The following is a 23,262-nucleotide window of genomic DNA, read 5'->3' as shown; positions in this document are numbered from 1 at the left end:
AGGCGCGGCGCGGTTTACGCCAGCCGACCGTCGACTCTCGGACCGTTGCCGCCTAGGGCGAAAGCCTGCAGCTGCGGGTAGAACTCGCGGAAATCCTGCTGGAGCGGCACATACAGCCGTTCCAGTTCGGCGACACCGCCCGCCAGCCCTTCCGGGCGAGAGAGCCGGCGGCTCATGCCAGCCACGACTTGTTCCATGACGGCGAACTCCCGATAGCTGCCTAGCCAGTCCTGAGCGGCCATGCGTGGCACGATCAGCGCCAGCTTGGCGGGCAGCTCGGGTTCCTCACGCAGCACCTGATACACCCGGGCGGTGAAATCCTGCAAAGGTTCGTCGGCATACTCGTGCCAATGCGCGGCCAGGCAATGATCGAAAAACAGGTCGATCAAGATGCCTGCGTAACGTCGCCGCTCGCGGGGGAAACGCTGTTTGGCCTGTAGCACCAGTGGGTGGCTGTCAGTGAACGCGTCGATCTGGCGATGCAGGCGAATGCCGGCTTCGATGTCGGCGGGCCAACGGCCGCCCAGTGGGCCCTTGACGAAATCGCCGTAGAGGCTGCCGAGTAGCGCGCCAGGCTGCGCGCCGCCGAGATGGAGATGTGCAAGATAGTTCATGTGACGAGCTTAGGGTCTGTTCCCGTTTCGTCGCGGCCGCGACGGAGCCAATATTGCGCGAGACAAGGCGCGAGTCGCGCAGTTTGGTCGTTCCAAAAAAGCGACGAGAAACGCAGTATCGCGCAAAAACTGGCCCGGCCCTTCAGGTTGCGCGATAAATGGCGCCACGTTCGTTGCGGGACTTGGTAAGGGAGCGACCATTATCGACGTCCCATGCCTCGCGGAACGCCATCCGGCCTGGCGCCATTTGGCGCAGCAACGCGGCTCGCAGCGAAACGGGAACAGGTCTAGCAGCGTTTCCTTGCGTTCGGCTTGCATCAGGCCGCAGCGCTCACCGAGGGATTGCCGTACAGCGCCTCGGCGATCGCGGCGTGGCAGGTGCGGCAGAGTTGGTTGCGCGCCATGTCGCGGCTGCCGATGGGCGGAAGCAGCTGTATTTCCACTACCGCAACGTCAGCCTTCAGCAGCCTGAACAGATGCGAGGGCAGATCATCCTCACCGATGAAAGGGGCGATGGGGTCAACCTGGCCGTCGCGCAGGTAGCGGATTGCTACCGGCTGGATCGGAGTGCCGGTCTCGATCGCACACGACAGTAATCGGGAATGAAAGGTACCTAGGGTCGCACCGTTGGACGTGGTGCCTTCGGGAAATATCAGGAGGCTGCGGCCCTGCTGCAGCTCGGCGCTCAGCAGCCGGTTTAGCGCACCATTGTCACCGCTGCCTCGTCGGATGAACTGGGTGCCGGCCTCGGCGGCGAGCCAGCCGAGCAGCGGCCACTGGCGCACTTCGGATTTCGCCAGAAAAGCCATAGGTTGCAGCATTCCGAGCAGCGGAATGTCGGTCCAGGACAGGTGGTTGGCGAGCCATAGCATCGGCTGGGCGGGTCGGGTGCCGATCAGTCGAGTCTCGAACGGCAGCGCGGCGGCCAATCGTTCCAGAAACCAGCGGCAGAGCCGATGGCGCATCGCGGGCGACGGGCCCAGCCCGAGCAGCGACTGGAGCTTCAACCCGCTCGCCAATGACAGGCCAAGCGCGAGCACCCCGCCCAGCCGGAGCACCCGCCCGTAGAGCCGCAGCCTGCCCATTCAGACGGCAGCCTTGAAGTGCCTTGCGTAGCGTGGGCAGAGCTCGTCTCGTTTGAGCAGAATGAAGACATCGGCGACCTGAAAATCAGGGTCCCAGCAGGGCTCGCCGCAGATCTTTGCGCCAAGCCGCAGGTAGGCCTTGAGCAGCGGTGGCGTTTCCGCAATCACGTTCTCTGGTAATTCCAGCACAGGTAGCGGCGTTCTCGGATTGGCATGCAGCAGTTCGGTGCGAAGGTATCGCTCGCGCAGTCGCTGCATGATGGCTTGGGCCTGAACGCCACCGTCGCGCATGGGAATGCTGGCGCAGCCCATCAGGTAGCGATAACCGCCCTGGTTCAGCGCTTCCGCCAGCTCGCCCCATAGTACGGAGATGGTCGCCCCGTTGCGGTAGGCCGGATGCACACACGTGCGACCAATTTCCAGAATCGGCGCGTCCAGCTCCGTCAGACCGTGCAGGCTGAATTCCCCTTCGCTGTAAAAGCGCCCGAGCCGAAGCGCCGCCCGGTTATCCAGCAGGCGCGTGGTAGCCACAAGCTCGCCGCTGTCGAGATCACGCACGCCGATGTGGCTGCAGTGCGCGTCGAATTCGTCGCGGTCCAGGCCGGCTTCAGCGCCTTCCAGCCGAGCGTCGAATTCGCTGCTGAAAACCCGGTAGCGCAACGCCTGGGCTTCGTGCAGCGCGGTTTGCCCGTACAGGCGTTCCGCCCGCAGGCGCCGCGTAATGCGAGGAAAAGCGATGGTGGTCATGCTCTGTCTCCTGGTCAGCCTTGGCGTGGCAATGCATTCGGAGCGCTTGATTGTTATGGTTGGCGTTCCGTCAATCAGTGATGCCGGCTCAGGCTAGGCAGCGGCGGTGTCACCTCTGTTACGGATCGGTGATGCTTGGATGACGGCGGGTGCCATTGCCCAACTCTTCGCAAATCCATAGGAGATCGATCCATGTCCTGGCATGAGTTGCTTGGTCCGTTGCAACGCCTGCCTGCCCCCGCTGCGCTGGACGACTGGTTCGCCGAGCTGCTGTCGCGTTGCGCGAGCGGATCCTTCGAGCTGGCCGTGCTTGGTGGGCGTCTGGCGGCGACACCTGGGCTTGCGTTTCTGGCGGGGTATCAGTCTGCGCTACGTCGGCTCTGGCCCGCCGCGCCCGGGGGGCTCGGCGCGCTATGTGCCACCGAGAACCGCAAACTGCGCCCGGCCGATATGCAGACCCGGGTGGAAGAGCTGACAATTACCGGCAGCAAGGACTTCGTCATTGCCGGCGCTGCGGCGGCCTGGTTATTGGTGCCGGCACGCGACGAGGCTGCGAATGACCGCCCCAGGCTGAGCATCTGTGTGGTTGGCTGCGGCGAGCGCGGCGTGCACATTGAAGAAGGCCAGCGGTTACCGTTGATCCCGGACATCGCGCATGGTCGCCTGCGTCTGGAACAGGCGCCCTGTCGGCGTTTGGCCGGCGATGGCTGGGACGACTACGTCAAGCCCTTCCGCACCCTGGAGGATCTGTATGTCCTGACGGCGCTTGCCAGTTGGCTCTACGGGGTGGGGCTGGACTGCGGCTGGCCGCAGCGATTGCAGCTTCTGCTGCTGGGTGTGCTGGGTGGGGCGGCGGAGGTTTCGCGATTACCGCCGGCAGAAGCGGCCACGCACCTGCTGCTGGCTTCGCTCAATCAGCAGTTCGAAGCCTTGGAAAACGATCTGGATGCGGCGCTGGCCAGCGGCCCCGAATCATGGATGTGCCTATGGCAACGTGACCGTGGTGTGTTGCAGCTGGCGCGCAGTGCCCGTCTCACGCGGCAGACCAGGGCCGCCGATGTGTTTGGCCTGAGCCCGGACGAAGGATTGCGTCCCTGAGCGCAACACGGAGGATCGGCACGGGAACTCTGTGCCGTCGTACGGGACCTATAACAGGCGTGTCGCAACGGCACCGGCAGTCACCCACAGAGGGTTAGTGCCGTTTTCAAGAATCACGCCACCGAGTACTCGTCAGGACAGGGAGTTCAATGTCTATCCGCTGTATCGAAATCTGCACCCTGAGCGCAGCGCCGGCTGCTCGGAGGCGCTTACCGTGATGCTCGCGGGGGAGGTGTTCCCTTGGCGAGACGGTAATCGCTTTCGGTTGCTGATCGACGGCCCGGCATTCTTTCCAAGAATCCTGCAATGCATCGAGGCGGCCGAGCGGCGTGTGGACGTCGAGCTCTATCTGGTCGAGGACGGTCAATGTGCGGATCGTCTTATTGATACGCTGGCGGCCGCTGCCAAGCGGGGCGTGCGAGTGCGCTGTCTGTTCGATGGGTTCGGCTGTTTGAGGTTGGGTCAGAAGGCGCGCCAGCGCTTGGCCGACGCCGACGTCGAGCTGCGTCAGTACAACCCGCTGAAGCTCCGGCTGAAATTTCGCAACCTGCACCGCGACCACCGGAAACTGATACTGGTGGACGATGCGTGCTGCTTTGTCGGCGGTGCAGGTGCCACAGACGAGTTCTGGAACCCAGACAAGCCGGACGAGTACTGGCACGAAGCGATGGTGGAAATCACAGGGCCGTTGATGGAGGACTGGCGGCGGCTATTCGACGCCCAATGGGCGCTGTGCCTGAAGCGTCGTATCTGGCAGTTGCCACTGCCACAGCGGCTACCGAAGATTCCAGCCAATCCAGATGCGGGCGACGGGCTGGGACGGGTCGCCTATTCGGCGGCGCGACAGCATCGCGACATCCTGCACAGCCTGTTGAGAAATCTGCAGCGTGCGGAGCGGCGGATCTGGCTGGCAACGCCTTATTTTCTGCCCACCGGCAGGGTCCGCCGGGAACTGATGCGTGCGGCAAGGCGTGGCGTCGAGGTGCGGCTGCTTCTGACCAGCCGCAACACCGATCATCCCTCGGTGCGCTACGCGGGACAGCGCTACTATCCGAGACTGCTACGGGCCGGCGTGCGTATTCACGAATATCAGCCACACTTCTTGCACCTGAAAATGGTGCTGGTCGACGACTGGGTGAGTGTGGGTTCCTGCAATTTCGATCATTGGAACCTGCGCTGGAACCTCGAAGCCAATCTTGAGGCACTGGACAGCTCGTTCAGCACCGCTGTAGCAGAGTGTTTCGAGCGAGACTTTTTGCAGAGTCTCGAGATCGATCTGCAGCAATGGCACGCCCGGCCACTGCATCAGCGCATGTATCAGCGTATGTGGGGCCTGCTCGATCGACTGGTGATCAATATATTCAACCGAAGCGGCTGACCGGCGCTGGCTGATCGGCCGTGGACCATCCACTGACTGGGAGTGTGTTTCGATGGCTGCGAAGAAAATCCTGATGCTGATCGGCGATTACGTCGAAGATTACGAAACCATGGTGCCGTTCCAGGCGCTGCAGATGGTGGGTCACACGGTGCACGCCGTTTGCCCGGACAAGAAGGCGGGCGACACGGTGCGCACCGCGATCCATGACTTCGAGGGCGATCAGACCTACAGCGAGAAACCTGGCCACAATTTCGCGCTGAATTTCGATTTCGCAGCAGTGCGTGCCGAAGATTACGATGGTCTGGTCGTTCCAGGCGGCCGAGCGCCGGAATACCTGCGCCTGAACGAACAAGTGTGCAACTTGGTGCGCGCCTTTGATGAGGCGAAGAAGCCGATTGCCGCGGTTTGTCACGGTGCTCAGCTGCTCGCCGCTGCGGGTGTACTCAAAGGGCGCGCCTGCAGCGCGTATCCCGCCTGCGCGCCGGAAGTGAAGCTGGCAGGCGGTGAGTTCGTCGACATCCCGGTCGACCAGGCGCATACCCAGGGCAACCTGGTCACCGCCCCGGCGTGGCCAGCCCATCCTGCCTGGTTGGCGGCATTTTTGGAGCTGCTCGGTACGCGCATCAGCCTGTAATATAGCGCTCCGCTCGAAGGCCCACCTTTCGGTGGGCCTTTTTCATCCCATCAATCACTGCTGACGTCCAGCCGCCGAGACCACCATGACCCAAGCCAAAGACCCGCTACATGGCATGACGCTGGAGTCGATTCTTGTCGCGCTCCAGGCGCACTATGGTTGGGACGGCCTGGCCGAGCGGGTCGATATCCGTTGTTTCAAGAGCGATCCGAGCATCAAATCGAGCCTGACATTCCTGCGCAAGACGCCCTGGGCGCGGGCGAAGGTAGAGCAACTGTTCGTCCAGCTGTGCCGCTCGAAGGCTTGAAGAGCGATACATCGCGCCGTGACGACACGGGATGCTCGATGGACCCTTGAGAGTTGCATAGAGCGCAATAAAAAAAGCCCGGCACTGAGCCGGGCTTTGTCGTTCAACAGCCGGTTACTGCACTTCGACCGCCAGGCTGTCGGCGATCTTCTTCTGCCAGATCGCCGGACCGGTGATGTGCACCGACTCGCCGTTGGCATCCACCGCGACGGTGACTGGCATGTCCTTCACTTCGAACTCGTAGATGGCTTCCATGCCGAGCTCGGCGAAGGCTAGCACCTTAGACTTCTTGATCGCCTGGGCGACCAGGTAGGCGGCGCCGCCGACGGCCATCAAATAGACGGCCTTGTTGTCCTTGATCGCGTCGATAGCGATCGGGCCGCGCTCGGACTTGCCGATCATGCCCAGCAGGCCAGTGCTTTCTAGGATCTGCCGAGTGAACTTGTCCATGCGGGTGGCGGTAGTCGGACCAGCCGGACCGACCACTTCGTCACCGACCGGATCGACCGGGCCGACGTAGTAGATGAAGCGGCCTTTGAGGTCCACCGGCAGCTCTTCGCCCTTGTTCAGCATGTCGACCATGCGCTTGTGCGCGGCGTCGCGGCCGGTGAGCATCTTGCCGTTGAGCAGAACGGTTTCGCCCGGTTTCCAGCTCTGCACGTCTTCCGGGGTGATGGTGTCGAGGTTGACGCGGCGCGCGCTCGGGCCGGCTTCCCAGACGATTTCCGGGTAGGCATCCAACGGCGGCGGGGTTAGCTCGGCAGGGCCGGAGCCGTCCAGCACGAAGTGTGCGTGGCGGGTGGCGGCGCAGTTGGGGATCATGCACACCGGCAGCGAGGCGGCATGGGTCGGGTAATCCATGATCTTCACGTCCAGCACGGTGGTCAGGCCGCCCAGGCCCTGCGCGCCGATACCCAGCTGGTTGACCTTCTCGAACAGCTCCAGGCGCAGCTCTTCGATGCGGTTCTGCGGGCCGCGGGCCTTCAGTTCATGAATGTCGATGGACTCCATCAGCACTTCCTTGGCCATCACCGCAGCCTTCTCGGCGGTACCGCCAATGCCGATGCCGAGCATGCCCGGCGGGCACCAGCCAGCGCCCATGGTCGGCACAGTCTTGAGCACCCAGTCGACGATGGAATCGGACGGGTTGAGCATGGCCATCTTCGACTTGTTTTCCGAGCCGCCGCCCTTGGCTGCCACGTCCACTTCCACCTTGTCGCCGGGGACGATGGAGTAGTGGATGACCGCTGGGGTGTTGTCTTTGGTGTTTTTGCGGGAACCGGCGGGGTCGGCCAGGATCGAAGCACGCAGGACGTTTTCCGGCAGGTTGTAGGCACGGCGAACGCCTTCGTTAATCATGTCGTCCAGACTCATGGTCGCGCCGTCCCAGCGTACGTCCATGCCCACGCGCACGAATACAGTGACGATGCCGGTGTCCTGGCAGATCGGGCGATGACCGGTTGCGCACATCCGCGAATTGATCAGGATCTGCGCCATGGAATCACGCGCTGCCGGCGATTCTTCGCGTAGGTAGGCTTCGTGCATTGCCTGAATGAAGTCGACGGGGTGGTAATAGGAGATGAACTGCAAAGCGTCTGCAACGCTTTGTATCAGGTCGTCTTGCTTGATCACGGTCATGCAGCGCGTCCTCTTGGCGGGGCGGAGACAAGGCGCGCCGAGAAGGCAACCGACGCGCTCAGGTTAAAAAGGCGCGGCAGTATAACCCGCCGTGACGCAGTGGACACAGACGGACCATAGGTGAAGGGATGCAGATAGAAAACAGACGCGGCTCAGCCCTTGGGGAACGGATCGATCCGCCGGGTTCGCACAGACGCAACGCGAGCGAAGACAAGTTGGCGGAAGGTGACAAAGCGATTGCCATCGAGCCTGCCGAAGTGTTGCGGTCACGCCGACATGGCTGCTTATGGGCTTTTTTCGAAGGTCGGCGTAAAGTGCGTCGAATTGCCACTATGGGATGGATTCCATGCGCATGACTCGTGATGAGAGCGATCAGCAGGCGCTTCAGCAGTTGGTAATCAAGCGTTTTGGCATGGCTGCCGGAACGTACGGTCTCGCCTTGTTGCTGACCTGGGTCACGGTTGCCGGTGGCTTTTACCAGGCGTCGCTGGACACCGCAGTAATCGGTTCGGTGATGATTCTGGCCTGCCAGTTGGTGTTCTTCGGTATCTTCTATCGGGGCTATAACCTGCGCTTTCGCGATCCCAGCCTGACCGAGCCGCAGGTGCTGGTGGCGTTGGTCTGGTTGACCTTCTTTCTGTTCAATCTGGGTGATAACCGCGGCTCGTTGCTGGTGCTTTATGTGCTGGTGCTAATGTTTGCGGTATTCCTTCCGCCGAAAATCTTTGCCCGCTACGCCGTGCTGGCGCTGCTCAGCTTCGTCGGCATGTCGCTGTTCGATGCGCACGAAGGCCATCTGGCCGATCCGCAGGCCGCGCTGCTGCAGACCGGCGTGTTGCTAGTCACCCTGATCTGGATGTGTCTGTTTGTCGGGTACGTCTACAGGCTGCGCCAACGCATGCGGCAGCGGCGTTTCGCGCTGCAGGCGCATCAGGAAACGCTGCGCGGAATGATGCGGCAACTGGAAGATCTGGCCTCCACCGATGAGCTGACCGGCTTGTACAACCGTCGATATTTTCTCCGGCGGGCCGAGGCGGAACTGAGTCGGCTGCGGGCGGGGCATCAGTCCGGCCTTGCCCTGATCGACCTCGATCATTTCAAGCGGATCAACGACCTGCACGGTCACGCCACGGGTGACCGAGTGTTGCAGGCCTTCGCTTCGGTGGCTCGGTCATGTCTGCGCGACGGCGATATTCTTGCGCGCTATGGCGGTGAGGAATTCGTGCTGCTGTTGCCGCACACCGACGCCGAGCAATTCAGCGCCTGTTGCGAGCGGCTGCGTGAGGCGTTCGCTAACTCACAGCCGCTGGATGTGCAGCTGCAGGCGGGGCATCTCAGCTTATCGGTTGGCCTGACGCTGCTAAATGCCGGCGATGGGCTGGACGAGTCCCTGCAGCGTGCCGACGAGGCGCTGTATCGGGCCAAGGACAGTGGGCGCAATCGCTGTGAGGCGAGCTGGGCGATGGCCGATGCCTGAAATCACCCATGGGGCTCGGTCCTGGACGGTGGGCGAGGGCAGCAATCTGCTCGATGCGCTCAACGGCGCAGGCCTGAACGTGCCTTACAGCTGCCGAGCGGGCAGCTGTCATGCCTGTCTGGTGCGGTGCTTGGAGGGTGAGCCGCAGGACGCTCGGCCAGAGGCACTCGAAGGGGGCCGGCGGATGCAGGGCTGGAGGCTCGCCTGTCAATGCCGAGTGACCGAAGATCTCCGCGTTGCGGTATTCGATCCCGAGCGAGAGGGGCTGCCGGCGCGGGTGGAGGCGCTCGACTGGCTCGGCGAAGAAATATTGCGATTGCGGCTGATGCCCGAGCGGCCTTTGCGCTATCGCGCCGGCCAGCACGTGCTGTTATGGAGCGACGGGGGCGTCGCGCGGCCATATTCGCTGGCGAGCTTGCCGGTCGAAGAGGCCTGGCTCGAGTTCCACCTCGATTGTTCCCGGCCCGGTGCCTTCAGCAAGGCAGCGCGCGAGTTGATCATCGGCGATAGCCTGCGTCTCGGACCGCTGCATGGTGGTGCCTTACATTACGAACCCGAGTGGCAGGGGCGGCCGTTATCGTTGTTGGCTGCCGGCACCGGGCTCGCGCCGCTCTGGAGCGTTCTGCGAGAAGCGTTGCGGCAGGGGCACACTGGGCCGATTCGGCTGTTGCATTTCAGTCGAGGCGAGCCCTACCTGCAAGCGCCGCTGGAGCATGTCGCCGGCTTGTACGCAAACCTGAGTGTGGAATTGATCGACCGGCACCAGATGCAAAATCGCCTGCAATCGCTACGGATAGTGTCGCGTCAGGAATTCGCCCTGGTCTGTGGATCGGGCGCCTTCGTCGATGACTGCGTCAAGCGCCTGTTCCTGGCAGGTATACCCCGGGGGCAGATACTGAGCGACGTCTTCGTGGCGCGCGATACTGGAGCCTGACGAGGCGCAGGACGCGCCGGGTCGGTAGAAGGGACCGACCGTTCGGAAGGCATGGCCCGACGCAGGCCATGCCTCCGGCTATCAGGTCAGCGAATCGCCAACGCGTAGGATCTTCATGGTGTTGGTGCCACCGGTGCCGTGATAGGTATCGCCCTTGGTCAGGATCACCCAGTCGCCGATGTTGACGATGTTGCGCTTGAGCAGCTCATCCACCGCCGCTTGGCTAACCTTGTCGGCGGGCAGCGAGGCCGGGTCGAATGGGATGGTCTGCACGCCGCGGAACATGGCGACCCGTGCCTGGGTCTCGCGATGGGGCGAATACGCGAAGATGGGTACCGACGAGCGGATGCGCGACATGATCAGCGGGGTATAGCCGCTCTCGGTCAGGCTGATGATCGCCTTCACGCCGGGGAAGTGGTTGGCGGTGTACATCGCCGCCAGCGCCGTGCTCTCGTCGCTGCGCTCGAAACGCTGGCCGAGGCGGTGACCGGACTTGATGCTGGTGGGATGCTTCTCGGCGCCGACGCAAACGCGCGCCATCGCCTTGATTGCCTCGATCGGATACTCGCCAGCGGCGCTCTCGGCCGACAGCATAACCGCATCGGTGTAGTCCAGAACGGCGTTGGCTACATCGGACACCTCGGCGCGGGTCGGCATGGGATTCTGGATCATCGACTCCATCATCTGGGTCGCGGTGATCACCACCTTGTTGTTGCGGCGGGCGTGAAGAATAATCTTCTTCTGGATGCCCACAAGTTCGGCATCGCCGATTTCCACACCCAGGTCGCCACGCGCGACCATCACGCCATCGCTGGCGCGGATCAGGCCATCAAGCGCTTCGTCATCGGCTACCGCTTCGGCACGCTCGATCTTGGCGATCAGCCAGGCGCTGGAGCCAGCTTCGTCGCGCAGGCGGCGGGCCAGTTCCATATCGGCCGCATCGCGCGGGAAGGAGACGGCAAGGTAGTCCAGGTCCATTTCGGCGGCCAGCTTGATGTCAGCCTTGTCCTTGGCGGTCAGCGCCGGCGCGGTCAGGCCGCCGCCACGGCGATTGATGCCTTTGTTGTCCGACAGCGGCCCGCCGATCAATACGGTGCAATGCAGCTCATCGGCCGTGGTGCTGTCGACGCGCATGACCACGCGGCCATCGTCGAGCAGCAGCTCATCGCCCACGCTGCAGTCCTTGATCAGGTCCGGATAATCGATGCCCACCACTTCTTGCGTACCGGCATCGCGCGGATGGGTGACGGAGAAGCGGAAGTGATCGCCTTCGGCCAGGTCAATACGCTTGTTGCTGAATTTGGCGATACGGATCTTCGGTCCCTGCAGGTCGCCCAATAACGCGACGAAGCGGCCATGCTTCGCGGCAATGTCCCGTACCAGCTGGGCCCGGGCGCGGTGCTCGTCCGGTGCTCCGTGGGAAAAATTCAGGCGCGCTACATCGAGCCCGGCCAGAATCATTTTCTCCAGCACGTCCGGCGAACTGCTGGCAGGCCCCAGGGTGGCGACGATTTTGGTACGGCGCGAGATCATTCAATGCTCCTTTTTCAGAATGGTCTGGAGGCTACTATGCCGTGCGGCTGTAGTCATCGTTGGCCTGCACTACTCTTTGGCGCGGCTCGAAGGGGACGAGTTGCCGTCCGTGCGGCGAATGGGCTGCAGTTTTTACGACCGTAGTCGATAAGCCGGTATCGGAGGATCTACCCATGCGCACCCTTGTCATTCTTTTTCTGGCCATCCTCAGCGTAGGCTGTAGCAGCAGAACTGCACTCGACCGTCACCTGGACGCCGCCTACCGGCATTACCAGGCCGACGACTGCGACGGGGTGATGCTCGAGCTATCTCAGGCCGAGCGCCGCAGCCGGCCACGCGACAATGTCCAGCCGGAAATATCGTTGTTGCGTGGTCAGTGTCTGGAGCGTCAGGGACTGTTCGTCGATGCGGCGCAGACCTATCGCTTTATTCAGGCTCGTTATCCAGCCAGTGAATATGCCTTTCGTGGTCGCGCCAGGCTAGAGACGTTGCGTCAGTTGGGGCACTATCAGCCGGAGGAGCGGGTGGTTACCCACGCCGTCACACCCTGAAGCAAAGCCGGTCGTTGATGACCGGACGGGAAGGACCCCATGCGCGTCGCACCGATACTCTTTATAGCCTTGTTGACCTCGCCGCTGGCAATAGCGGAGATTTACCGCTGGGTCGATTCCCAGGGAAATGTGCATTTTGACTCGCGGCCGCGTCCCGGTGCCGAGCAGGTCGAGGTCCGGCCACAGGTTATCGAGCGCGACGACGCGACTCGCGAACGAGAGGCGCGCACCGAACGTTTCTTCGAGGCCCGTCGGCAAGAACAGCAGGCAGCCAATCAGGCGGCTAGCGAACAGCATGTCAAGCGCGAGCAGAGGTGTCGTGAGTTGCGCCAAGAATTGTCGCGTCTGTCCCGTGGCGGGCGCTACTTTCGTGCCGATGCAAATGGTGGGCGGGTCTACTACAGTGATGAGGAAATAGGGGCGGCGCGGCGGCAGTTGGCCAGTCGTATCAGTCAAAACTGCAGCTGAGCGACCGGCAACGGTCGCAGCCATCAAACTGGCGACAGGCCCGGAATCAATGAACATGCTCAATCAACGCAGTATCCAGCGGCACCAGCTGCCGTATTACCTCAATGTTTTCAACCGGTTCACCGATAAGCCATTGGGTTTCATCGGCAACCTATCGGAGACCGGGCTGATGCTCATCAGTCCCTATCCGATGATGACCGACGCGCGTTTCGAGATGCGCCTGAAGATTCCCGGCCAGCACGGCCAGCTGCGTTACATCGACTTCAGTGCGATCTGCCGCTGGTCGCGTGAGGATGTCACCCCCGGCAGCTTCGACTCCGGCTTCGTGCTGGATACAGCACCCAGCGAAATCCGGGATATGATTGACGCGTTGCGCCATTACTTCAGTTTTCGCCCCTTGCTCAGTATTCCTCCGGCTCGTCTGCCGCTCAGCGATGCGCCGCCCAGCAGGGCCACCGATGAGGATCGTTGTCACGGGACCTGAACGGCCCGGTGCCGGCACTGTTTCGGGCCATCTTTTATAGCACCGCCGTTTCGTTACATAGGCGGCCGCTTGCCACCCCACCGCCTTCCTCATAGGTCAGATAGTCGCGAAAAACAGCAGCGGAGCGCCCGCGCCTGTAGCGAGCTTGCCCAGCGCGAAAATAAACGGCAGCGCCAAGCATCAGCAGATCCAAGGCAACGCCAGCGCACGAGGCACGAGGCATAAAGGCCAGCTCGGCTCGGCTCGAGCGCGGATCAGGCCGGTGCCAGATTCGATCCGCTGACCATGATTCCCCGGCGGCCGGTTATGACTGCTATGAAAGCATCGTACGTCTATCGGCCAGAACCTGCTCGAATCCAAATAGTAAAACCGAACACTCGGATGATCGCCTTCGCGTGGGCCTGTTGCACAGAGCGAGCAGGCTATCCGGTCCTCAATTGCTCCGGCGCGCTAGACTGGTGCCTGAAGACCCAAAGAGAGGCTCCCGTGACATCCAGCATCTTCTGGTATGACTTTGAAACCACTGGTATTTCCCCGCGTTGCGACCGGCCGCTGCAGGTCGCCGGGATCCGCACCAACGAGGCGTTGGAGGAAATTGGCGAGCCGCTGAATATCTACTGCCGCCTCAGTGATGACATCCTGCCGCATCCAGCCGCATGCCTGGTGACCGGCATCACGCCGGCGACTTTGATGGAGAAGGGACTGTGCGAAGCCGAGTTCATCGCCCGGCTGCATCAGGAGCTGGCGCAACCGGGTACCTGTAGCGCCGGCTACAACACTCTGCGTTTCGATGATGAGGTGCTGCGCTACAGCCTGTATCGCAACTTTTTCGACCCCTATGCGCGCGAGTGGCAGGGCGGCAACAGCCGCTGGGACCTCATCGATCTGGTACGCACCGCTTATGCGCTGCGTCCCGAAGGGCTAGTCTGGCCAGAAGAAGACGGTCGGGTATCGCTCAAGCTGGAGCGCCTCAGTGTGGCCAACGGCCTTGAGCATCTGCAAGCGCACGATGCCTTGTCGGACGTTCGGGCGACCATCGCCCTGGCTCGGTTGATACGAGAACGCCAGCCGAAGCTCTATGACTATCTGTACAAACTGCGCCGCAAGAACGCCGTTGTCGAACAGATCGAGCTGCTGAAACCGATGGTGCATATCTCCGGACGCTTCTCCGCCGCCCGGCATTACCTATCAGTCGTACTGCCGTTGGCCTGGCATCCTCGCAACCGTAACGCACTGATCGTTTGCGACCTTAACGCCGAGTGCTCGCCCTTATGGGAGGAAGCGGCTGAGGATCTTCGCGAGCGGCTGTATACCCGCCGGGAGGACCTCGGCGAGAAGCTTCCGACGCCGCTGAAGCTGGTGCATGTCAATCGCTGCCCTGTACTGGCGCCAATGAGTGTCTTGCGCAAATCGGATATCGATCGGCTGGGGCTGGATATTCAATGCTGCGAGTCAAGGGCCCGTGACCTACGCAGTCGGCAGGCAGAGTGGAGCGTGAAACTTGCCGATATATACGAGGAGCAGGCGTTTTCCGGCTTGGCAGACCCGGAACAGCAACTTTACGAAGGTTTTCTGGGTGAGCGGGACCGGAGCCTGTGCGAACAGGTCAGGAATCATGTGCCATCGCAAAGTTCGGCCGGGAAGCCTCCCTTTGATGATGCCCGTCTACCTGAACTTCATTTTCGTTACCGTGCACGCAATTTCCCCGAATGCCTTTCGGCAGCAGAACAGCTGCAATGGGCGGAGTTCTGTCGGCAGCGTTTGACTTCCCCCGAGTTTGGCGCGCCAAACACCCTGACGCAGTTCGAGGGCAGTTTGCAGGTGCTCTTGGAATCAGCCAACCTGAAACAGGTGCAGCTACTGCAGCAATGGGCCGAGCATGCACGCGAATTGCGTCGACGCTACATTCGCTGAGGTTAATCAGAAGTTACGAAAAAGCCATCTGATGCGCCAGGCCTGGCATGGCATGGCATGGCACATCAGATGGCTTCAGGAGTAAAGCGATAAATTAACCGAGCAGGGTGGCCCAGCTTTCAACTTCGTCGGAACCCCACTGTGCTTTCCACTCTTTCAGAGTTTTGTGATTGCCACCTTTGGTTTCAATCACTTCACCGTTGTGCGGGTTCTTGTATTGCTTTACGCGACGGGCACGCTTGGTGGCGGCCGGCGCCTTCGCGGTGCGCTGTGCTTTGCTATTTCTGGCATCCGGATCGAGCAGAGCAATGATATCGCGGAGCGACTTCTGGTATTCGCCCATCAGCTCGCGCAGTTTGCCTTCGAACTCAAGCTCCTTTTTCAGCTTATCGTCTGCAGAAAGAGACTTCAGGCGTTCCTGGAGTTCCTTGATAGCTTCTTCAGTGGCGCGGTATTCGTTGATCAGCGACATATCACTTCCTTGGTATAGGTTTGAACGCATGTGTTAGCAATCATAGACAGGCGCAATGCACAAGTAAATATCACTTGAATAAAGATTAGTGGGTTTTCTCCGGCTTTCGTTTGACTGCTAATGTCGTTCAGTTAGTTCATCAGCCGGCAGATGAAGGAGATAAGCGTTTTGGCGAGACTCACGCTGTTTATCTGCTGAAGACACCCTGGCGACCTTCCTTGGCTTTGCCCGTGTCGGTTAGCCGTTTTGTCAGTAAATGAGTTAGGCCTCCCGTTGTGCGTTCTGCAGCGGCGGGCCTACCAGCGTCTGATCGGCTCAATTATGTGGTTGCCGTTTTCAGCGCTGCGCTAGAATGCGCGACTTTATAACGCGGAGTTACCTTTAATGCGCACGTTCAGGCTGGTTATTGCCTGCCCCGATGGCGTTGGCATTGTCGCCAAGGTCAGCAATTTCCTCGCCACTTACAATGGCTGGATCACAGAAGCTAATCATCACTCTGATCACCAGAGCGGCTGGTTTTTCATGCGCCATGAAATTCGTGCTGACTCGCTGCCCTTCGATCTCGAAGGGTTCCGTCAGGCGTTCGCGCCGATAGCGCGAGAATTTTCCATGGAATGGCGCATCACCGATTCGGAACAGCGTAAGCGTGCCGTGCTGATGGCCAGTCGGGAATCGCATTGCTTGGCCGATCTGTTACATAGGTGGCACAGCGGTGAACTGGATTGCGATATTCCCTGCGTGATATCCAACCACAACGATCTGCGTAGCATGGTCGAGTGGCATGGCATTCCTTACTTTCATGTACCAGTCGAACCGGGACGCAAAGATCAGGCGTTCGCCGAGGTGTCGCGTATCGTGCGTGAGCAACACGCCGATGTGATTGTGCTTGCCCGTTATATGCAGATACTTCCGGCCGAGCTGTGCGAAGAGTTCGCGCAACGCGTGATAAATATCCACCACAGCTTTCTGCCTTCGTTCGCCGGCGCCAAGCCCTATCACCAGGCTTCTCTGCGAGGCGTCAAACTGATCGGCGCGACTTGCCACTACGTGACCGAGGAGCTGGACGCGGGGCCGATCATCGAGCAGGACGTGGTACGTGTCAGCCACCGCGACAGCATCGAAGACATGGTTCGGTTGGGCAAAGACGTGGAAAAGATGGTGCTATCGCGCGGTCTACGCTATCACTTGCAGGAGCGCGTGTTGGTGCACAGCAACAAGACCCTGGTATTCAACTGACCGTCGCCCGGCGCGGGAGGGACGCATGACAGATCCATTGGCAAAAGCTGGTGCAAACGCGCCACCTATGATTGGCAGTGGATGTACGCAGCGCTACGATCCGGAGCATCTTACTCCACAACTCGGCACCGAATTTCCAGGTGCGGAGGCGCTGTGGAAGCACCTCCGGTACGCTGCCGAGGCGGCTGAAGACCTAGCTTCGCCGGGTCCGGATAACGATTAAGCAAGACATAGACGAGGCATCTGGTTGGTGCCGCTCGTTCCCGCAGTATCCCGCTCTGGAGACGGCCAGATGGCAGATAACGAACGCTTCGTGCTGGGTGCTGAGGCCAACGGGGAGCCCAATACTCATCCGCTCCGGCTGGTCAATCGCCACGGCTTGGTCGCGGGCGCGACGGGGACAGGCAAGACGGTAACCCTGCAGCGGCTCGCAGAGCAGTTCAGCGCCGCCGGTATCGCCGTTTTTGCGGCCGACATCAAGGGCGACCTATGCGGGCTGGGTGCCGCAGCGGCACCTGAGGGGAAAATCGCCGAGCGTATTGCCAGCATGCCTTGGCTCGGTCACCAACCGCAGGCGTATCCCGTCACGCTATGGGATGTATACGGCGTAAGCGGCCACCCGCTGCGCACGACGCTGACCGAGATGGGCCCGCTTCTGTTGGGCAGTCTGCTCGAGCTGACCGATAGCCAGCAGGCTGCACTCTATGCAGCGTTCAAGGTCGCCGATCGCGAAGGGCTGCTGCTCCTGGATCTGAAGGACCTTAAGGCCTTGCTCGGTTATCTCAAGCAGAGCCCGGAGGTGCTGGGCGACGATGCGGCATTGCTGACTAATGCTTCATCCCAGGCGCTGTTGCGGCGCCTGGCGACGCTGGAGCAGCAGGGCGCCGAAGCGTTGTTCGGCGAGCCGTCACTGGCGCTGGAAGACCTTCTGCAGCCTGCAGCTGATGGGCGCGGCAGAATTCATCTGCTCGACGCAAGTCAGCTGGTGCATCAGGCACCCAAAGTTTACGCGACGTTCCTGCTGTGGTTGCTGGCCGAACTGTTCGAGCAACTGCCCGAGCGCGGCGATGCGGACCGACCACTGCTGGCGTTGTTTTTTGACGAGGCGCACTTGCTGTTCAATGACACCCCAAAAGCACTGCAGGATCGATTGGTGCAGGTCGTTCGATTGATTCGCTCGAAAGGCGTTGGCGTCTATTTTGTCACTCAATCGCCGGCCGATTTGCCGAATGAGGTCCTGGCCCAGCTGGGCCTGCGCATCCAGCATGGGTTGCGGGCTTATACGGTCAAGGAGCAGAAGGCCTTGCGTGCGGTAGCCGAGGGCTTTCGAACCAATCCTGCATTTTCTGCGCTGGATACTCTGGTTGACCTTGGCATCGGTGAGGCGCTGGTCGGTGGGCTCGAAGAAAAGGGCACGCCTGCCATGGTGCAACGCGTGGCCGTCGCTCCACCACAGTCGAGGGTAGGGCCGCTTGACGAAAACGAACGGCGTGCGCTGATCGCGAGTTCGCCATTGCGCACTCGCTACGATAAGGCAGTTGATCGCGAGTCCGCCTACGAAATCTTGCTCGATCGGGCAAAACAGGCGACGAGAGCCGAGTCGCAGGAGAAAGCGGCACCGTTGGAAAATGATGCAGGCGGCGCTTTCGCTGATCTCGCTGGGCGAGTATTCAAGAGCGCGATGCGTCAGGTGGCTTCTCAGTTGGGCCGGCAGCTGGCGAGAGGGTTGATGGGGTCCCTGCTCGGTGGGAAGCGCTGAATCGAACGGCAGATTCCGAACAGGCCGTTCATGCCGAACATTCGCGGTGGCAGCGTCTGCTTATCGGCCTTCGGAGTCCTGTTCCGCCAGCTCTTTCTCGATTTTTTCCAGTTCTTTCTTAAAGACCTGGTCGTGGATTGTCTCTTTTTTGCGCCACGGTTTCCGCTCAGGGTCGGGTTGCGCGGCATAGGTGGTTATTTCACCGCCGTATACGGTCTTGAATCGATTGGCCTGTCGTTCCAGCTCGGCGCGTAGTTCTTCTTTGGTCACTCTTGATCTTTTCCTTTCTTGGAAATTCGACGTCAGTTGCCAGCAAGCGGCAATGCCGTAAGCAGCACGATGATGGAAATCAGACGATTGCTTATTTAATGGCTTGAGTGATGCCATTGCAAGCAGGTGGGGAGAAACAACTGTATGCAGAAGTTAGCACTTGGTGGGGTCGGCCATGTTCCGTATGCCCCAGGCTCGCGGCTAGATGAGTATTTGCTTAATGAAGCACTGTCACAGGCTGCGATTGTCGAAAAACGACCGGAATCGAAGTCTTTTGTTGTTGTACTCAGTTTTGGCTGCAGCGAACTATCTGTTCGCGAGCTGTCGCTGTAAACCCGCCGCGTCCTTTTCTCTAGGCACTAAAAAACCGCGCCGGATCCGGCGCGGCTTTCATTCACCGCCTATTCAGCGGACTGAATGGCTTGCCATGTTATCAGGTGCGCGACCATAGACATCGTCCAGTCGTTCGATATCGTCTTCACCGAGGTAACTGCCTGATTGAACCTCGATAATTTCCAACGGAATCTTGCCGGGGTTGGCCAGGCGGTGGATGGAAGTCACCGGGATGTAGGTCGATTGGTTCTCGGTAAGTAGGAACGTCTTGTCATTGCAGGTGACCTGAGCGGTACCGGAGACAACGATCCAGTGTTCGGCGCGATGATGGTGCATCTGCAGCGAGAGCTGAGCGCCCGGGTTAACGCAGATGCGCTTGACCTGGAAACGGCCACCCATATCGACCGAGTCGTACCAACCCCAAGGGCGATACACGGCACAATGGTTCTGCGTCTCGGGGCGCTTCATGGCGTCGAGCTTGTTCACCAGCTTCTTGACGTCCTGGACCTTATCCTTATGCGCGATCATGGTCGCATCTTTGGTCTCGACCACAACGATGTTGTCCAGGCCCACCACAGTGACCAGCTTGCCATTGCCGTGAACCAGGCAGTTACGGCTGTCTTCGACGATCACGTCGCCTCTGGTCACGTTGCCGTTCTCGTCTTTTTCCAGCACGTCCCAGAGCGAAGACCAGGAGCCCACGTCGCTCCAGCCAGCCGACATCGGCACTACGCAGGCCAGTTCGGTCTTTTCCATTACTGCGTAGTCGATCGAGTTGTCCGGGCAGCAGGCGAAGGTCTCAGGATCGATCAGTACTTCGTCACCATTCTTGGCGCTGCGCTCCAGCGCGGCCCCGCAGGTGTCATAAATGTCCGGGTCATGCTTTTTGAGTTCTTCCAGAAACACGCTGGCGCGGAACAGGAACATGCCGCTGTTCCAGTAGTAATCACCCGACTCAACATACTGCTGGGCACGCGCTTCGTCAGGCTTCTCTACGAAGTTGGTGACTCGGTTGACGCCTTCCGGCAGGCCATTGCGCTCGTTATGGTCGCACTTGATGTAGCCATAGCCGGTTTCAGGGCTGGTGGCCGGAATGCCGAACAGCACCATTTCACCGTTTTCCGCAGCATTGGTGGCCAGAGCCAGCGAGCGCTGGAAGGCTTTGTGATCTTCGATCACATGATCCGCCGGTAGCACCAGCAGCAGTTCATCGCGGCCGTCCTCGATCAGTTTCATTGCGGCGATGGCAATTGCCGGAGCGGTGTTGCGGCCGAAGGGCTCGAGCAGAAGACCCTGAATGCCCAGCTTACGTGCTGCCAATTGCTCTTTTACGATAAAGCGATGTTCCTTGTTGCAAACCAGCAGAGGCGGCTGCATGCCTTCGAAAGCGAGCCGTTCAATAGTTTGCTGAAAGAGCGTCTGCTCAGCCGTGAGGGCGAGAAACTGCTTAGGGAACGCTTTGCGCGAAAGAGGCCAGAGCCGGGAACCGCTGCCGCCTGAGAGGATGACCGGAATCATGCTGTATCTCCTGAATCGTTGAGAAGGGGGAGTTCTTCTTATCCATTTCGGCGGCCAGAGACCTGTGCTCGCCGTACTAATTTGGTCGGGCCTTCAGGTGCCGCGTGCCGTCAAGCTCCGTTTTCCAGCCGAAAAACTGCCCTCGGGGCGAATTACGCGCTCCGAGCCTGAATATTGGGGTACTGCCTGATGGTCGATTGCTGCCGCACGGGAAACTGCGAGATCGATTGCCGTTCCGAAATGAGTGCCTGCAAGCCCTTTATCGATCTGACTCGAGCGGGTTTGCGCGGTTTTCAGTTGCGCTCCGCCTGGCTGCCGTTGGCGCGTTTGGCGCAGGGTGGTGAGTTCCGACACGGCCCTTATCCGGCCTGTCTGCCCTCGGTTCGCCGTGCCCGGCGACCCAGTCGGGCTGCCCTGGCTGGCAACTTGAAAACTCTTTTGTGAATTCCACTGCACGTTCATGTGCGACGTCCCTTTCCATCTGGAAATGCCGGTACGCGCTTATGATTGCCAGGGCCTTCGGATAGTTCCCTCTGTGGTCGCCGCTGATCGGTTTTTAGGAGCAAGGGAAAGTGCCAGTCAGCCCCCATCGCAGACGGCGTTCGGCCGGTATGCAGCGATAGGCAGTGGCGAACGTGGCGCGCCGAGGTAGGACGATGGGCAGGACAAGCAGGCAGGGAAGGAGGCCCCCTCGGTTCATAAGCGAGGGGGCGGTCAGAATCGCTTCAGGCTTGAGCGTCGCGAAGGAACACCAGATGATCGGTTGACGAGTCATCCGGACTGTAGCGATAGCCGTCGTAAGCAAACGCCTTCAATTGTTCAGGCTGCTCGATGCGCTCCTTGATCACGTAGCGGGTCATCAGGCCGCGTGCTTTCTTGGCGTAGAAGCTGATGATCTTGTATTGGCCGTTCTTCATGTCCTTGAAATCGACGTCAATGACTCTGGCATTCAAGGCGTTGCGCTTGACCGCGCCGAAGTATTCGTTCGAAGCCAGATTGAGCAGTACATCGTCGCCCTGTGCCGCCAACGCATCGTTAAGCCAGTTGCTGATGCGTTCGCCCCAGAACCCGTAAAGATCCTTGCCGCGGGCGTTGGCCAGCTTGGTTCCCATTTCCAATCGATAGGGCTGCATCAGATCAAGTGGACGCAGGACGCCGTACAGGCCGGAGAGCATGCGCAGGTGGGTTTGCGCGAAATTGAAGTCCTGTTCGGAGAAGTCGCTGGCATTTAGCCCGGTGTACACATCGCCCTTGAAGGCGAGGAGCGCCTGCTTGGCATTGTCCGGGGTGAATCCGGGTGTCCAGCTTCCATAGCGGGCCACGTTCAGTGCCGCCAGCTTGTCCGAGAGATGCATCAGTTCGCTGACCTGCTGTGGCGACAGGTTGCGCAGTTGATCGATCAGCAGCTGGGCGTGGTCGAGATGTTCAGGTTGAGTGAAGCGTTTGGTCGTCGGGGGGGTGTCGTAATCCAGGGTCTTGGCCGGCGAAATCACCATCAGCATGCATCGGTCTCCTTTGATGTGGGCCGATTCTAGGCGTTATGCCTCCCCAGGCTCCAGCTATGGCCGCGATTAACCGGAAGGTTGACCTTGCCTCGGTGTAAAAGGGCAAGCTTGCGTAACGAAACGGAGTGCTTATGACCGACTGCGAACATTCCCGCTGGGCACACGCCCATGATTATCGCCCTCTTGAACGCGGGGCTGAGCGGCAGACCTGGGCCGTGGTGGCGCTGACCGGCTTGACCATGATTGCCGAGATCGTTGCAGGCTACCTGTTCAACTCCATGGCGCTGTTGGCCGATGGCTGGCATATGGCATCGCATATGGTGGCCATCGGCATGGCAGCGATCGCCTATCTACTGGCGCGCCGCTACGCCCACGACCGACGCTTCGCCTTCGGGACCTGGAAAATCGAGGTCCTGGCGGGCTTTGCCAGTGCGATGCTATTGGTTGTGGTGGCCTTGATGATGATTATCGAGTCGCTGTCGCGCTTTTGGTCGCCTGCGCAGATCGGCTTCGACGAAGCGCTATGGGTGGCGGTGATCGGGCTGGCCGTGAATCTGCTGTCTGCCTGGTTGTTGCGTGATGAGCATGACCACCACCATGCTCATCACGATCACGATCACGATCACGATCACGATCACGACCTACCAACAGCGCAAGGGCGGGACCTCAATCGCCATGCGGCCTTCGTCCACGTGCTGACCGATGCGCTGACGTCGGTCGCTGCGATTATCGCCCTGCTCGGGGGCAAATACTTTGGCTGGAACTGGCTGGACCCGCTGATGGGGATCATCGGGGCGATGGTTATTCTGGTGTGGGCCAAGGGCCTGCTGCGTGATACCGGGAAAGCGCTATTGGACCGAGAAATGGACAACCCGCTGGTGCGGCGCGTGCAAGAGCAATTGGAGGCGGTACCTGATACCGAAGTGACCGATCTGCATCTGTGGCGCGTAGGCAGAGCGCAATACAGCTGCATCGTCACCATCGTTACCCATCAGGCGCATTCGGCGGATCGCTACAAGGCCGAGTTGGCAGACTTTTCGGAGTTGGTCCATGTGACGGCCGAAGTGAATCGGTGCGACAAAAGCGCCTAGGTCAACCAGTGAGCCTAGTTTTGCCTCGGGCATCCGCCAAGGGTAATTCGTCGTCTAGAGAAAAAAACCTTGGTTGCTTGAAAAAGACTTTTTCCTGTCATCTGTTTTGCGGTATTACGACATCAAGACCGCCGAAACCTGCACTCACAGGTGGCGGCCTCTGGGTGGCCCCAGGCCCCTGCCACCCAAGTCCGCTCACCTCGCGCACGGTGGTTT

The 23,262-nt window shown here is 60.4% G+C and carries 25 protein-coding genes; 15 read left to right on the top strand and 10 right to left on the bottom strand.

Annotation, left to right across the window (positions count from 1 at the left end):
* Nucleotides 1-14 precede the first annotated feature (14 nt).
* The 3 genes from H3028_RS03460 to olsB all read right to left on the bottom strand — a co-directional run bounded on the left by H3028_RS03460 (nt 15) and on the right by olsB (nt 2,446).
* A complete protein-coding gene (locus H3028_RS03460) occupies nt 15-614 on the bottom strand; it encodes an ACP phosphodiesterase (protein ID WP_181295674.1) in 600 nt (199 codons plus the stop codon).
* A gap of 317 nt (nt 615-931) precedes the next feature.
* Nucleotides 932-1,699: a 1-acyl-sn-glycerol-3-phosphate acyltransferase gene (locus H3028_RS03455; RefSeq protein ID WP_181295673.1), complete on the bottom strand. Its 768-nt coding sequence runs from the start codon at nt 1,697-1,699 to the stop codon at nt 932-934.
* Nucleotides 1,700-2,446: an L-ornithine N(alpha)-acyltransferase gene (gene olsB / locus H3028_RS03450; protein WP_181295672.1), complete on the bottom strand. Its 747-nt coding sequence runs from the start codon at nt 2,444-2,446 to the stop codon at nt 1,700-1,702.
* Between the two features lie 192 nt (nt 2,447-2,638).
* Here olsB and H3028_RS03445 point away from each other — a divergent pair, with 192 nt between their 5' ends.
* The 4 genes from H3028_RS03445 to H3028_RS03430 all read left to right on the top strand — a co-directional run bounded on the left by H3028_RS03445 (nt 2,639) and on the right by H3028_RS03430 (nt 5,863).
* Nucleotides 2,639-3,544 (top strand): acyl-CoA dehydrogenase, encoded by a 906-nt coding sequence (locus H3028_RS03445; RefSeq protein WP_181295671.1) that lies wholly within the window; start codon nt 2,639-2,641, stop codon nt 3,542-3,544.
* A gap of 217 nt (nt 3,545-3,761) precedes the next feature.
* Nucleotides 3,762-4,922 carry a phosphatidylserine/phosphatidylglycerophosphate/cardiolipin synthase family protein gene (locus H3028_RS03440; RefSeq protein ID WP_181295970.1) on the top strand — a complete coding sequence of 387 codons (1,161 nt, stop codon included), beginning with the start codon at nt 3,762-3,764 and terminating at the stop codon, nt 4,920-4,922.
* Between the two features lie 52 nt (nt 4,923-4,974).
* On the top strand, nt 4,975-5,556 hold the full coding sequence (locus H3028_RS03435) for a DJ-1/PfpI family protein (RefSeq protein ID WP_181295670.1): 582 nt from the start codon (nt 4,975-4,977) through the stop codon (nt 5,554-5,556).
* Between the two features lie 85 nt (nt 5,557-5,641).
* The gene (locus tag H3028_RS03430; RefSeq protein WP_181295669.1) at nt 5,642-5,863 is read left to right on the top strand and encodes a VF530 family DNA-binding protein; all 222 of its coding nucleotides are present in this window, start codon (nt 5,642-5,644) and stop codon (nt 5,861-5,863) included.
* A 114-nt stretch (nt 5,864-5,977) separates the two neighbouring features.
* Here H3028_RS03430 and H3028_RS03425 read toward each other — a convergent pair whose 3' ends face one another.
* Nucleotides 5,978-7,501 (bottom strand): fumarate hydratase, encoded by a 1,524-nt coding sequence (locus H3028_RS03425; RefSeq protein WP_181295668.1) that lies wholly within the window; start codon nt 7,499-7,501, stop codon nt 5,978-5,980.
* A gap of 346 nt (nt 7,502-7,847) precedes the next feature.
* Between H3028_RS03425 and H3028_RS03420 the strand changes: the two genes are divergently transcribed.
* Both H3028_RS03420 and H3028_RS03415 read left to right on the top strand, forming a co-directional pair.
* Entirely contained in the window at nt 7,848-8,978 is a 1,131-nt protein-coding gene (locus H3028_RS03420; RefSeq protein WP_181295667.1) for a diguanylate cyclase, read from the top strand.
* Complete coding sequence (locus H3028_RS03415; RefSeq protein ID WP_181295666.1) at nt 8,971-9,912, top strand: iron-sulfur-binding ferredoxin reductase; 942 nt, start codon at nt 8,971-8,973, stop codon at nt 9,910-9,912. The genes H3028_RS03420 and H3028_RS03415 overlap by 8 nt, the downstream gene beginning before the upstream one ends.
* An 81-nt stretch (nt 9,913-9,993) precedes the next feature.
* Here H3028_RS03415 and pyk read toward each other — a convergent pair whose 3' ends face one another.
* Nucleotides 9,994-11,445 (bottom strand): pyruvate kinase, encoded by a 1,452-nt coding sequence (pyk, locus tag H3028_RS03410; RefSeq protein WP_181295665.1) that lies wholly within the window; start codon nt 11,443-11,445, stop codon nt 9,994-9,996.
* A gap of 173 nt (nt 11,446-11,618) precedes the next feature.
* On the opposite strand from pyk, the gene H3028_RS03405 reads away from it, so the two are divergent.
* The 4 genes from H3028_RS03405 to sbcB all read left to right on the top strand — a co-directional run bounded on the left by H3028_RS03405 (nt 11,619) and on the right by sbcB (nt 14,862).
* Nucleotides 11,619-11,996, top strand: coding sequence for a tol-pal system YbgF family protein (locus H3028_RS03405; protein ID WP_181295664.1), 378 nt, complete (start codon nt 11,619-11,621; stop codon nt 11,994-11,996).
* Nucleotides 11,997-12,035: 39 nt separating this feature from the next.
* Nucleotides 12,036-12,464: a DUF4124 domain-containing protein gene (locus H3028_RS03400; protein WP_181295663.1), complete on the top strand. Its 429-nt coding sequence runs from the start codon at nt 12,036-12,038 to the stop codon at nt 12,462-12,464.
* A 49-nt stretch (nt 12,465-12,513) separates the two neighbouring features.
* Complete coding sequence (locus H3028_RS03395; RefSeq protein WP_168423545.1) at nt 12,514-12,948, top strand: PilZ domain-containing protein; 435 nt, start codon at nt 12,514-12,516, stop codon at nt 12,946-12,948.
* Nucleotides 12,949-13,434: 486 nt separating this feature from the next.
* Nucleotides 13,435-14,862 carry an exodeoxyribonuclease I gene (gene sbcB, locus H3028_RS03390; protein ID WP_181295662.1) on the top strand — a complete coding sequence of 476 codons (1,428 nt, stop codon included), beginning with the start codon at nt 13,435-13,437 and terminating at the stop codon, nt 14,860-14,862.
* A gap of 94 nt (nt 14,863-14,956) precedes the next feature.
* Here sbcB and mvaT read toward each other — a convergent pair whose 3' ends face one another.
* On the bottom strand, nt 14,957-15,334 hold the full coding sequence (gene mvaT / locus H3028_RS03385; protein ID WP_181295661.1) for a histone-like nucleoid-structuring protein MvaT: 378 nt from the start codon (nt 15,332-15,334) through the stop codon (nt 14,957-14,959).
* A gap of 384 nt (nt 15,335-15,718) precedes the next feature.
* Between mvaT and purU the strand changes: the two genes are divergently transcribed.
* The 3 genes from purU to H3028_RS03375 all read left to right on the top strand — a co-directional run bounded on the left by purU (nt 15,719) and on the right by H3028_RS03375 (nt 18,329).
* The gene (gene purU / locus H3028_RS03380) at nt 15,719-16,570 is read left to right on the top strand and encodes a formyltetrahydrofolate deformylase (RefSeq protein WP_181295660.1); all 852 of its coding nucleotides are present in this window, start codon (nt 15,719-15,721) and stop codon (nt 16,568-16,570) included.
* Between the two features lie 25 nt (nt 16,571-16,595).
* Nucleotides 16,596-16,793 carry a hypothetical protein gene (locus H3028_RS21195; RefSeq protein ID WP_258237675.1) on the top strand — a complete coding sequence of 66 codons (198 nt, stop codon included), beginning with the start codon at nt 16,596-16,598 and terminating at the stop codon, nt 16,791-16,793.
* Between the two features lie 69 nt (nt 16,794-16,862).
* Entirely contained in the window at nt 16,863-18,329 is a 1,467-nt protein-coding gene (locus tag H3028_RS03375; protein ID WP_181295659.1) for a helicase HerA-like domain-containing protein, read from the top strand.
* Nucleotides 18,330-18,389: 60 nt separating this feature from the next.
* On the opposite strand, the gene H3028_RS03370 is transcribed toward H3028_RS03375, so the two are convergent.
* Entirely contained in the window at nt 18,390-18,599 is a 210-nt protein-coding gene (locus H3028_RS03370; protein WP_181295969.1) for a hypothetical protein, read from the bottom strand.
* A gap of 144 nt (nt 18,600-18,743) precedes the next feature.
* Between H3028_RS03370 and H3028_RS03365 the strand changes: the two genes are divergently transcribed.
* Complete coding sequence (locus H3028_RS03365) at nt 18,744-18,932, top strand: hypothetical protein (RefSeq protein ID WP_181295658.1); 189 nt, start codon at nt 18,744-18,746, stop codon at nt 18,930-18,932.
* A gap of 72 nt (nt 18,933-19,004) precedes the next feature.
* On the opposite strand, the gene H3028_RS03360 is transcribed toward H3028_RS03365, so the two are convergent.
* The 3 genes from H3028_RS03360 to yaaA all read right to left on the bottom strand — a co-directional run bounded on the left by H3028_RS03360 (nt 19,005) and on the right by yaaA (nt 21,952).
* Nucleotides 19,005-20,450 (bottom strand): mannose-1-phosphate guanylyltransferase/mannose-6-phosphate isomerase, encoded by a 1,446-nt coding sequence (locus tag H3028_RS03360; RefSeq protein ID WP_181295657.1) that lies wholly within the window; start codon nt 20,448-20,450, stop codon nt 19,005-19,007.
* 93 nt (nt 20,451-20,543) lie between these two features.
* A complete protein-coding gene (locus H3028_RS03355; RefSeq protein ID WP_181295656.1) occupies nt 20,544-20,912 on the bottom strand; it encodes a hypothetical protein in 369 nt (122 codons plus the stop codon).
* A 263-nt stretch (nt 20,913-21,175) separates the two neighbouring features.
* Complete coding sequence (gene yaaA / locus H3028_RS03350; protein ID WP_181295655.1) at nt 21,176-21,952, bottom strand: peroxide stress protein YaaA; 777 nt, start codon at nt 21,950-21,952, stop codon at nt 21,176-21,178.
* 134 nt (nt 21,953-22,086) lie between these two features.
* On the opposite strand from yaaA, the gene dmeF reads away from it, so the two are divergent.
* Nucleotides 22,087-23,046 carry a CDF family Co(II)/Ni(II) efflux transporter DmeF gene (gene dmeF / locus H3028_RS03345; RefSeq protein WP_181295654.1) on the top strand — a complete coding sequence of 320 codons (960 nt, stop codon included), beginning with the start codon at nt 22,087-22,089 and terminating at the stop codon, nt 23,044-23,046.
* Nucleotides 23,047-23,262 lie beyond the last annotated feature (216 nt).

It is taken from the genome of Pseudomonas sp. Q2-TVG4-2, assembly GCF_013620795.1.
In the GTDB taxonomy this organism is placed as follows: domain Bacteria; phylum Pseudomonadota; class Gammaproteobacteria; order Pseudomonadales; family Pseudomonadaceae; genus Stutzerimonas.
The sequence above is the reverse complement of the archived record's forward strand: the minus strand, read 5'-3'. Positions and strand labels throughout refer to the sequence as shown.